Here is an 11,372-nt window from a genome sequence, read left to right as displayed (position 1 = left end):
CCGATATGTCTATATGTTCTTATTAAAATAAGACAATAATATTCTATTTTATATTGATTTTTATCTTACTTTATGCTATAACATCTATGAAACGAAAAGGACAATGGAGGAGTATTTTTATGACTGAAGGAGTTAAGGATATCAGAGCGACAAAAATAAGCATCACGCTTGATACTTATTTAAAAAACGAGGTGGATAATATTGCAAAAGAGCTAGGTAAAACTAGGAGTTGCCTAGTCGCCGATGCGGTTGAGTATTATATTGATTTTTTAGATATGACCGTTGCCACAAGGAGGTTAAATGATAAGGATGATGTCATTATATCAAGTGCTGACATGGAGAGATATATAAATGAGTTGGGAGCTAAAATTTAAAAATAGCGTTAAAAAAGATTTTAATAATATTGGATTTTTCGAATCGGCTAAAATTATAAAATCTTTAAATGATTTTATAGAAAATTTTTCTGACGATCAAGAAAGAATTTTGTTGAAAAACGGAAATGTCAAAAGGCTTAAGGGCAGTTTAGAGGGTTGTTATCGGCTACGGCTTAGAACATACAGGGTTATCTACGAAAAAAGAGAAAATGAGCTTATAATCCTTGTTTTAAGGGTCGGTAGCAGAGGGGATGTTTATTAAAAAAATCCAAGCGGTTTTATCTCACAAATTTTGGATTTTTTTGACAAGCATAATTTAATAATAAAAGCAAACTTATTGCATTTTGCTTTTATTTGTTTTTATGATCATACTCTTTCTTGAGTGTGAAGAATTAAAGCATAGTCAAATATATTATACTCACAGATTTTTATAAAATTGCAAGGCGCAGTTATGAGCGATACTTTAAAAATATATAGCAACAATGATCTTGTGGGATTTCTTAAAGTATATGCTGTAGGTAGAAATGAAACATATTATTTTGAATACGATAAAGAGTGGCTAAAAAAAGGCTTTGAGATAGACCCAAATTTACCACTGCAAAGCTCCCAGTTTGTGTCTAAAAATCTATGGGGAGTATTTTGCGATATAAGCCCAGAAATATGGGGCAGATTAATCCAAAAGCGAAAAGCTGGTAGCGAACTTACTGAAAGCGAATATATGCTAGGAGTAAGTGACTATTTTCGTATAGGCTCACTCAGAATAGAAAAAGAGTGCGAATTTGTATCTGCTACAAACGATATTCCAAAACTAACTCACGTTAGCGAGCTTTGTATATCATCACAAAGAATTGAGCGTGGTGAGAGCCTTGAAAGTGATATTAAAAATTTGCTCGCACCTAGCGGAAGCTTGGGTGGTGCTAGACCAAAGGCAAGTGTATTAAAAGACAATGAGCTTTACATAGTCAAATTTCCGTCCATAAAAGATGAATATAGGCAAATTTCTCGTAGTGAAAAGACTATGCTAGATGTTGCCAGTGTCGCAAAAATAAACGTATGTCAAAGTGAGCTTTTTGAAACGGCAAAAGGCACAGCTTTGCTTGTCAAAAGATTTGACAGAAACGGCGATAAGAGAATACCCTATAAGTCGGCTATGACCTTGCTTGGGGTTAGAGATGGCGATGAAAGTAACGATAAGAGCTACTGCGATCTAGCTAGCGTACTTGATAGTAAAAACAAAAAAGAGCTTTTTCGACGTATGGTTTTTAATGGCTTATTTGGCAACACAGACGATCACCTAAGAAATCACGGCGTATTATATGATGAAAAAACAAAAAGCTGGAATTTATCCCCTGCATTTGATATAACACCAACACCTATAATCTACTTAAAACAAAACCATGCTTTAAATTTTGTGGGTTTTCAAAGTTTGCCCTCAGTCCAGCTTTTTTATGATATAAAATCAAAATTTGAGATAAATGACGGTGAGTTTAAAGAGATTATCGCAGATATGCTAATGGCAAGAGATAAATTTGAAGAGATAGCAAAGCGAAATAAAATAAATAGCGGCAACTTAAAAATGCTAAGAAATAACTATTGCCACGAGGATTTTGGAAGGGGTGGATAGGTTTATATAGTGCAATTTTACTCTTCAAATAGTATTAATTTTTAATGTATTTTTTTAAAAAATAATTTAAATATTAGGCGCTTGCAAATACCGCTATACAATAGTAAAAGATTTATGAAAAAGGACAAATATGGCTTTAAATATAGAAAAAGTAGGAGATGATTTAAATGATTTTCCAGAGAAACCGCTTTTATGTCAAAATTTTTTACCTATGCCAAGATCACAGATTACCCTTTTGTATGGTGAGCCAGGAAGTGGAAAATCTTTTTTAGCGCTAAGATGTGCTGCTGAGCTAATAAATAACGGTGAGCGTATTTTATATGTTAGCCTTGAGGATAACAAAGACTCTTTCAATAAAAGATGCGATGTTATTTCATCGTTTTATGAATTTGAGAAAAACAAAATTTCTGTAACATATAGCAAGCCCAAAAAAGATTTTTTTGAAGATCTAAAAAAAGAGCTTAGCATACATTTTTTTGACCTCATAATAATCGATACTTTTTCTGTCTTTTTTTCAGAAATGTGTAAAAATATTTATGGCAGCACAAAAGCCCCTGATGAGAATGACAACGGTGTAGTAAATTTCATAATGAACGAATTTAAAAATATATGCGATGAATGCCATACAGCATTTTTGATCATTCATCACTCAAACAAGGGAAATACGGACATAAGAGGTGCGAGCAGTATAAAAAATTCACCACGTGCAGTCTATAAAATTATAAGTCCGACTGAGAATACTGGTTTTAGACACATTGAAATTGACAAAGAAAATCTTGGTATTAGAAATTCTTTTATCGAGCAAGATGTTCAAATTTTGCCAATCACGGACTTTGACAAAAAGAACATCCAAAAAAGCGAAACACCTATAAAAACTACCTTGCAGCAAACAGAACTTATTAAATTTAACAAGGGTTATATTTCAGTAAATGAGTGTAGAGCGATACTATTTTTAGGAGCTGAAAGAATAATAGGCTCTAATATTTATGACGTTTTCATGAAAAATAACAAGTCAATAACTTTTGTTCAGAAACTAGAAAGTGGATATATTGAAACTACAATCAAAAATCAAATTCTCACTCAACAGCACAGAACTATACTAGATTATATCCTTAGGGATTTTAGTTTCAAATTAAAAAATACAAAACTAGATGGAGAAGAAGTTCAGCTTAGCGCAATATTAGAACCATACAAATTTTTGAAAAAAATGGGCAAAAACCCAAGATCATATAAATGGCTTAAAGAAAAACTCTATGAACTTGGAAATTTTATGTATGACATTAAGATTGTATTGAACGGCGAGAAAGACAATGAAAATATAGTATTTGAGAGAAGAAACATGCAAATACTAAGGACAGACATTTTAGAGCGAGAAAGCGACAATAGTAAAAACGTTAAAAAGAATATAATAATTTATCTCAGGCCAGAGTATTCTAATATGCTCAAGCAACAATCGCTTCTTGATTATAGCGATAGGCTGTATCTTATTGATCAAATATCTAATCCAATTATTCAAGATCTAATACGCTTCCTTTTCACCGTGCAAAGCAAAAGCATTCTTCTGTCGGAATTTATAAAGATGAGGCAATATGACAAAATAGCTTCTGCACCAACACTTACTAAGCTCAAAAAGAAACTCTTAGAGGAAAATCCAAATTTAAGTGAAAATTTTGGAATTGACATATCTCCTTTTGGGAACGATTTATTGATCAGCTTCAAGAGGCCAAAAGAGGTAAAATTAACTTAAATAAAAAAATAAAAATAGCTATCCAATTTTAGAAAAAGTCGACCTTTGAATATAAAAAGTAACTATTGTATACCAAAAAATGTCTTATTTTTTGACAGAACTTTTAGAAATTAGAATAATTTTTTACATAGTATCCTTTTTACTTGCTTCAAAAAGTAGTTAAATACTAAAAAAATTATTACTTAAAATTAGTATTGTTTTATTACAATAGTTTGCCTTTTAAAAAAGTTTGTTTTTGTAAAAATAACTTATTAAAAGAACACAAGCCCATTTTTTATGCATATTAGTTCTAGTTTACAAAGTCTTAAAATATGTTTTTTAGCTATCTTTTGTTTTAACCTGATGTGTCTAGAAATCTGTTTTAATGTACGAGGACGTGTCAAGAATGCCAAAATTTTATCACTATTCGTTATAGCTTTACAAGAAGCCACGCCCAAGAAGTCCATTTTACTTTTATCATCAAGCATAGTATAAATACTTTTTTTTGACATTATGGCAATAGAGCAATCATCGTTCGTAGTAGTTGCGATAACCCTCTCAAAACTCTCTATTAAACCAGCTTCTATGCACTCTGAATCTATATATCTTAGTGCATTTACTATGTTTAAAAGCGCAGAGGCTAGTCGTTTTTCTTTTTTATGATAAAGTGAATTACCTGCCCCATCAGAAAGCAATAAAAAGCCATCAATACCATTTAAAACATCTCTTCGGAATTTCATCTGCTCAAGAGTATTTTTTGAACTTAAAAATATCGTTTCATTTATAAATTCGCCATTTTTTGGGGTACTTAAAACACCTATTTTTCTGTCTTTTGTATATCCTACTATGCCATCGCCAACATGAAACAAAATAAAACGATCGTCTTTAACGCCAACAACCAGAAGCGTACTAGCTAGTTCCTCTAACTCACATTTTAACTCTTCTGCCTTTTTACTTAATGAATTTAATAACTCTGATAAAATTTGTTTTTTTATATCATTTTCGTTGCCATTAAAAAGTCTATCAAAGCAGGAAGTTAAAATATCGCATATTTTAAACGTAGCCACCTCTGCCCCAAAATGTGATAGTCTAGCTGATCCAGAGCCATCAGCCAGAGCAATAATGTTCACACCATTTTTGCAAACAGAATAAGTTTTATCTTGACAGGGCAAATTCTCAGATATGTGGATGCGCCCAGTTACAGCACATGCAACCATTGCCCAGTCAGCTTTAAAACAATACATCTAAATTTCACCCCATGAACTAATCCCTGCCAAATCAAGTTTAACATTTTCACCTGGAGTTGATGCTGATACTCTCGCTACACTTTTACTAAGCCATGAAAAAAACTCGCGGAAATTCAGCCCTCTTAGTCTTAGAGGTGGACGTTTTGGTGATAGTTTTGTTAAAACATCCATATCGGCATCTTCTCCAATACCGATAGGAAATATTGTAAGTTTTTTTTCTACTATTAGGTTTGTTGTTCGCATTATTGCTGTTTCTAGCTCTCTTATATTTCCATTTGGTTGACCATCAGTCATAACGACAAGCCATGGTTGGTAATAATCTACACCACTATCGCTATATTCACTCTTTCTGCTTTCTAACATATCAAGTGCTAAATTTATGGCTTCGCCCATCGGTGTGCCTCCACTGGCTGTTAGCACTGGCGCATTTGGTTCTAGCGTTAAGCTCGAAAAATCTTGGATACACCTAGCGCTATTTTCTCCAAAGGTAATTATGCTAATCTCAGCCGAATAAAATGCTGTTTCATCAGTTTTTATAGCTTCATAAAATAATCTAACCCCATCATTTAACTCTTTTATCGGTGCACCATTCATTGAACCGCTTACATCTAAACATAAACATACAGGGACACGAGCTGTTGGATTATTTATTAAATCCTCCCGTCTTAGAAGCAAATTTGAACTCATTTTTTATCCTTTTATCTTATAAAAATTAACCAAATAATAAAAAAAGCTATTAATATTGTAAATAAAGTAGAAAATCCATTTTTTGATGCAATATCCTGCCGACACTTCTTACAACGCTTAGGAAGAGATAAATTTTTGCGCATATAAAAGTCGTATTCTCCTCTAGTTAACATAATACTTTTACCACAATTTACACAATTTTCTTGCCATACTATTTCTTTTTTTAAATTGTTACACTCAGAACAAATTGTTAATTTTGGCTGTTTTAAGATAAATTTTCTATGGTTTGTATAAAACATATCCTTACCACAGCTTTGACATTTATAAAATTCACCTTTATCAAATAAGCAACTATTACAATACCCATCCTTTGAAGCATCTTCTGATATTTCATTTCCACAAAGTATGCATTTTATGTAATTTAAATCCTTGTGTTTCTTATATCTTGTTGGGTAAATATCCTCACTCATTTGGTCTGTTTGAGCAAGTTTGTTACTATCAAGCATATTTTTATAATCTTTAAAAATTTCTATCCATTGTTCTACGCCTAAACGTACATTTTCCTTACTATGTTTTTCCCCATCTTTAAATGTATTGTAAAATGCCTCTTTTAGACGATATGGTAGATGTGACCAAATAAATCTCCAAGGACCATCGGGCGTTTTTTTATTGGAATTATCACCAAATGGGTATGAAAAATCCATACTTGTTATATTTTTAACTGGATCACCACCGCCTTGCTGCGAATATGGTGGTTTGCCAGGTATCATTATCATGAAAAGTAAAGTCGCAAGAGCAAAATTCTCATTACCCATTGTACGTAAAAAGTCAGGATAATGCCTGCCTTGAATTTCAGGAGCTGTATAATTTATTGTCCCAACAGGGCAAGGAAAATTTTCAATTTGGTAACTATCAGTATCCACAAAGTATACCTCTTTGGGAGAAACAAGTAAAATATTTTCAGGATTTATATCGCCCAAAATTATATTTTTGCTATGTAAATAACTTATTTTTTGAAGTATTGTAAGGCTTAGCTCAACCGTTTCTTGTTTTCTCCAGTTCGGAAAGTTTTTAAGAAAGAGTGGCTTAATAAATAAACTCTTACCTAGTGTTTTACCGCTTGCTTTTGGCATCAAATAACCTACAAATTCATCTTTTTTATTGTACAAAAGCTTTGTTGGATAGCAAATGCCTTTAAAGGCTATATTTTTACTTGTCATTAGCTTTAGCTTTTCGTATCGACGCTGTGTATTTGAATAGCAATTATAGATTTTAGCGACATTGTCTTTAAAGTCTGTTTCATAAACAATACCTTCACCACCTTCTGCTATTTTTTTAATTAGTTTAATTTGGTCTTTGTCTCTGGTAAAAACCATCTCATTTTCAACAGGGATATGGCTTATATTTATTTTTTCATCTACAATATTTGTTACTATAGAATCAATTTTAAATGGCTGTTCTTCTGCCAGAGAATGAAATGGCTTTGACTTCAAAGATAATGAGTTGGTCACTGCCTGTTTTGAAATATCTTGAGAAGTTAGGGGCTGCTCATTTTGTGCATCAAAATAAAATTTCATTAAAAAACCATTTTTAGGATTTATCCGTCGTACAAAAATTTTATGACCCTTTACCGATTCACTTTCGTTTTTATTTAATATATCTTTTGCAAGTTTATTGTCCTGTGTTATTAAAAGCAACCTATGTATAGTCCTAAACTTATCAAAAACATAGTGAAAAACAGCATCAGCAAATGGTTCATTTTTTTCGCCTTTAATTTCAATAAAGCCATCATTTTTTAGTTTTGGTAAGATTTCATAAAGCATTCTAGTAGCATTTTGAACCAGCTCTGACTTGTTTGGATCGCTATTTTGCGAGTGTTTTTCAAGCTCTTCAATAACTTTTGATGGAATTATAATTTTTTTGTTATAAGCCTTAAGAAAAGGCTTTATATTTTCAAAAAAAATATAAGCCATATCATCCAAAAGAGAGCATGTATCAATAAAAATTTTAAATTCTTTACAAATAAAATCTAAAAATATAGCCTCTTTTTTATTCTCTTGCATAACTCTCCTTGGATTTTATAAAAATTTATACAACATCAAATAAAACAAATAAAATTTTTCTCTTATAATGTTTTTCAAAAAATATCAATTTTAAAAAACTAACAAAATTTACTGCTTCTAAAAGCTATGTTTGCCTTCATGTCTACTTTATTTATTAACAGGAAAACTTCACTATGAAAGCAAATTTTTAAATTATTTCAACTTATACCTTTTATTTTACTTAGTCCTAAAAATTTGTAAAATTAAAAATCGTTTTACTCAAAACCCACCGCACACTTATGCTTTAGCTTCCTGCTATACTTACTTTTATCTTTTTTGACCCTTGTCGATAGAGAAATTTCTCGCCTTATGTGAGACAATATATTTTGATCTCGCTTTTGCATTTTTTATCCTTTAAATTTATTTTTATAAATAGGCGAAATATTACAAATTAGCAGCGTCAAATGCTGACATTTAAGTGCCCATTTTGCCCGCTCCAGCTAGCAAAAACTTCTTTTAGAGTATAATTTTAAAAAATCTCTCAAAGGCAACCATGCTAAAGTATTTAGAGTTAGCCGTTTGCGGCACAAATTTAAAGCCCACCTACCCATTTATAGGCTCTACTATTAGAGGCACTTTCGGACACGCACTAAGGTACGCAAGCTGCCCTTTCGTTAGCCAAGAGTGCAACACATGCGACATTTCTGGCAGCTGCATTTATGATGAATTTTTTGAAAATATCTCTGATACGCCAAATTTTAGGCTAGATATCGAGCTTGATCAAACGAGCTTTGACTTTAAAATTTTGCTTTTCGAGCATGCCGTTAGCTACCTGCCTTATGTAGCTATCGCTGTTAAAAATATGCAAGATATCGGCCTTGGCGCAAGTAGAGATAAATTTAAGCTCAGCCACTTCGCGCTAAATGGCAAAATGGCCGAAACTAAATTTTTACTAAACTCCGAGCCAGAAACTCTAAATTTCACACCAAATTTCACCTCAGGCGACTACGAGATCCACCTTCAAACCCCACTTCGTATAAAACAAAAAAATGCCCTTGTTAAAAGTGAGATAGATTTTAGATTATTTATCCGCCAGATCGCCATGCGATTTGATGGCATTTCAGGCACGCAGATGGATAAATTTGAGGTTAAATTTGAGCGTTTCGAGCAAGAGCTTAGCTTTTACGACCTTGAGCGCTACTCAAACCGCCAGCACACCAAGATGCAATTTGGTGGCGTTATAGGCAAGATGCGAGTTTATGGCCTTGATGAGCGCTCAGCAGGGCTTTTACAGCTAGCCACTATCACAGGCGTTGGCAAAAGCACCGTTTTTGGACTAGGCAAGATAGATGTGACACAGATCTAGCCTTTCATAAGCGGCACTGGCTAGCTTTTGCACCAAGCACTAAAGCACTAAAAGGATAGCCTATGTTTGATCTAAATTTAGAGGATATTTTTACAAAAAGCTCATTTGAGTACGCATTAAAAAGGCTCAAGCACACAGCCTTAGGGCTTGACGGACTTAGCATAGAGGATATCTGCTCAGAGGTATTTTACGCCGAGCTTAAAGATGAGATTTTCACACTCTCCTATTCGCCCCAGCCCTTAAAACGAGCCTTTATCCCCAAAGAGAACAAAGACGAGCTTCGCAAACTAGCCATCCCATCTTTAAAGCACAAAACATCCTTATTGGCGAGCTTTCAGGCTATTTTGACAAGGGCTTTTCAAACCGCTCCTACGCCTACCGAAGTGGCAAATCATACTCAAACGCCATCTTTCGAGCCAGAGATTTTTGCTTGACGCACGACTTTGTCTTAAAAACCGACGTAAAAGACTTTTTTGAAAACATAAACCACGAAAAACTTCTTGAAATTTTACGCTCAAATATCAAAGACACTCGCATTATTAGACTCATCGAGCTTTGGACCAAAAATGGCATTTTCGAGCGTTTTGACTATACCTCTCACACAAAAGGCGTCCATCAAGGCTACGTCTTAAGCCCACTTCTTTCAAACATCTATTTAGATCAAATGGATAAATTTCTTGAGCATAGCAGTATAGAGTTTGTAAGATACGCAGATGATTTTGTTCTATTTTTTAGCTCACGTGAAGCCTGCGAGCAAGCGCTTGCCAGACTAAAAGACTTTTTAGCGACCATAAATTTATCCCTAAACGAAGCCAAAACATCTTTACACGACAAAGATAGCGAATTCACCTTTCTAGGCGTAAATTTCAAAGCTCATGAGCTAAGCATAGGCGAGGATAAATTTGCACGCATTTTAGCAAAACTCGCAGCCTCGTCTAAAAAGCCAGAGATCACCCAAAGCGTAGAGAGCATAAACGCTTATATCTCACACCTAAAGACCATTTCGCTTAAGCTCTTTTCGTCCGCACAAAAAGATAGATTTTGCCTGCATTTTGATGAAGTTTTGACAAATTTAACTCGCAAATTTCTAAAAACTATAGACAAGCACACCCTAGCAGACGCTCTATCAAATTTAAATTTCCCATTTGAGCTAAGTCACTCTCTCAAAAAAGCAAAAATTCTCTCCTACTACAAAAACGCTAAACGTCCAGCCGTAAAGTCCGTCCAAAACGCCCTGGAAGCCAAAAAGCGCGAGTACACAAAGTCTTTCTCGCAAAGCTCCGTCATCCACATAACGACGCCATTTTATTTTCTAGCGCTCTCACAGGGTAAATTTGTCCTAAAAGATAAAGGCACTATCAAGCACAAATTCCCGATCGCTCAAATAACCCAGATCATCATAAACGCTCAAATTTCCCTAAGCTCCGCCGTCATAAAAGAGTGCGCCAAACGCAAAATTTCTATAAATTTCATCGACGAAAAGACAAATTTAAGCTATGCCACGCTCTTTACAGCAAACTCAGCCATCTCAAAAACCGCCGCCTCGCAGATAACACTGCTAAAAACTAAAAAGTCTCTGCGTATCGCCCAGCAGTTCATCACCGGCAAGCTCAAAAACCAGATCAACTACCTAAAGTACCTAGACAAATACCACAAAAGCCTAAGCTCCCACATCAGCTCCATGCAAGAGATACTAACCTCCCACATCTCAAACGCCCAAAGCGTAAGCGAGCTTCTAGGCTTCGAAGGTAGCAGTGCAAAGATCATCGACCCTAAAACTGACAAAGTGCTATTTTACCGTATCTGCAAGAGCTGCATGGCTAAAAGCGAGACCTTAGGCGAGGGCAAGATATTTTGCCCAAGCGACACCTATGTCTAAGCGCCTTTTTTGGGGATTTGATTTTCGAACTTTTGAAAATTTCAAAACGCCCTTTTTACCGCACTTTTATATTTTATTAAGTTTCAAAATCTTCGAAAATCTCAAATTTCTCTATCCCAAAAAAGACTTTCTCGAACTTTTGCATTTTTGCACTTTTAAAAGTTGCCTTTTTTAGGCACTTGGCATAGAGCCCAAATTTGCTAAAATTCGAAAATCACACAAATTTTCACTTTTCATTTTAGATTTTCGAACTTTTTAGCTTTCATAAATGCCCTTAAATTCGCTATCTTAAGCTATATATAAGCAAAAGAGTGCGAATTTGAAAAATTTTTTTAGCCACATTTTCGAACATTTTGCCATTTGTGATATAATGCCGGCAAAGAGTAGTTCTTTTAAAACTCATTGTTAATTTACAATCGTTTTTTGG

The 11,372-nt window shown here is 34.0% G+C and carries 11 protein-coding genes; 7 read left to right on the top strand and 4 right to left on the bottom strand.

From position 1 onward, the window contains the following. Positions 1 to 119 precede the first annotated feature (119 nt). The 4 genes from G6W41_RS09330 to G6W41_RS09315 all read left to right on the top strand — a co-directional run bounded on the left by G6W41_RS09330 (position 120) and on the right by G6W41_RS09315 (position 3,745). Entirely contained in the window at positions 120 to 374 is a 255-nt protein-coding gene (locus tag G6W41_RS09330) for a ribbon-helix-helix domain-containing protein (RefSeq protein ID WP_194171342.1), read from the top strand. Next, the gene (locus G6W41_RS09325; protein ID WP_194171341.1) at positions 352 to 636 is read left to right on the top strand and encodes a type II toxin-antitoxin system RelE family toxin; all 285 of its coding nucleotides are present in this window, start codon (positions 352 to 354) and stop codon (positions 634 to 636) included. Before G6W41_RS09330 ends, G6W41_RS09325 begins: the two co-directional genes overlap by 23 nt. A gap of 189 nt (positions 637 to 825) precedes the next feature. Continuing rightward, positions 826 to 1,998, top strand: a complete 1,173-nt coding sequence (locus G6W41_RS09320) for a type II toxin-antitoxin system HipA family toxin (protein WP_194171340.1) — start codon at positions 826 to 828, stop codon at positions 1,996 to 1,998. Positions 1,999 to 2,128: 130 nt separating this feature from the next. Continuing rightward, positions 2,129 to 3,745, top strand: coding sequence for an AAA family ATPase (locus G6W41_RS09315; protein WP_194171339.1), 1,617 nt, complete (start codon positions 2,129 to 2,131; stop codon positions 3,743 to 3,745). Positions 3,746 to 3,996: 251 nt separating this feature from the next. On the opposite strand, the gene G6W41_RS09310 is transcribed toward G6W41_RS09315, so the two are convergent. From G6W41_RS09310 to G6W41_RS10340, 4 genes are all read right to left on the bottom strand, one after another. Then, positions 3,997 to 4,968: a PP2C family serine/threonine-protein phosphatase gene (locus tag G6W41_RS09310; RefSeq protein WP_194171338.1), complete on the bottom strand. Its 972-nt coding sequence runs from the start codon at positions 4,966 to 4,968 to the stop codon at positions 3,997 to 3,999. Further along, positions 4,969 to 5,658, bottom strand: coding sequence for a vWA domain-containing protein (locus G6W41_RS09305; RefSeq protein WP_103612121.1), 690 nt, complete (start codon positions 5,656 to 5,658; stop codon positions 4,969 to 4,971). Between the two features lie 11 nt (positions 5,659 to 5,669). After that, positions 5,670 to 7,721 (bottom strand): protein kinase domain-containing protein, encoded by a 2,052-nt coding sequence (locus tag G6W41_RS09300; protein WP_194171337.1) that lies wholly within the window; start codon positions 7,719 to 7,721, stop codon positions 5,670 to 5,672. Between the two features lie 254 nt (positions 7,722 to 7,975). After that, a complete protein-coding gene (locus G6W41_RS10340; RefSeq protein ID WP_258031995.1) occupies positions 7,976 to 8,104 on the bottom strand; it encodes a hypothetical protein in 129 nt (42 codons plus the stop codon). Between the two features lie 149 nt (positions 8,105 to 8,253). On the opposite strand from G6W41_RS10340, the gene cas6 reads away from it, so the two are divergent. The 3 genes from cas6 (at position 8,254) to cas1 (ending at position 10,945) form a co-directional block, all read left to right on the top strand. Further along, positions 8,254 to 9,066, top strand: a complete 813-nt coding sequence (cas6, locus tag G6W41_RS09295) for a CRISPR system precrRNA processing endoribonuclease RAMP protein Cas6 (protein ID WP_194171336.1) — start codon at positions 8,254 to 8,256, stop codon at positions 9,064 to 9,066. 62 nt (positions 9,067 to 9,128) lie between these two features. Beyond that, entirely contained in the window at positions 9,129 to 9,500 is a 372-nt protein-coding gene (locus tag G6W41_RS09290) for a hypothetical protein (RefSeq protein ID WP_194171335.1), read from the top strand. Continuing rightward, entirely contained in the window at positions 9,383 to 10,945 is a 1,563-nt protein-coding gene (gene cas1 / locus G6W41_RS10390) for a CRISPR-associated endonuclease Cas1 (RefSeq protein ID WP_346010884.1), read from the top strand. The genes G6W41_RS09290 and cas1 overlap by 118 nt, the downstream gene beginning before the upstream one ends. The last annotated feature ends 427 nt before the right edge of the window (positions 10,946 to 11,372 follow it).

The sequence above is a fragment of the Campylobacter concisus genome (assembly GCF_015230035.1).
GTDB classification, from domain to species: domain Bacteria; phylum Campylobacterota; class Campylobacteria; order Campylobacterales; family Campylobacteraceae; genus Campylobacter_A; species Campylobacter_A concisus_BK.
This window is presented reverse-complemented; position numbering and strand designations above follow the sequence as displayed.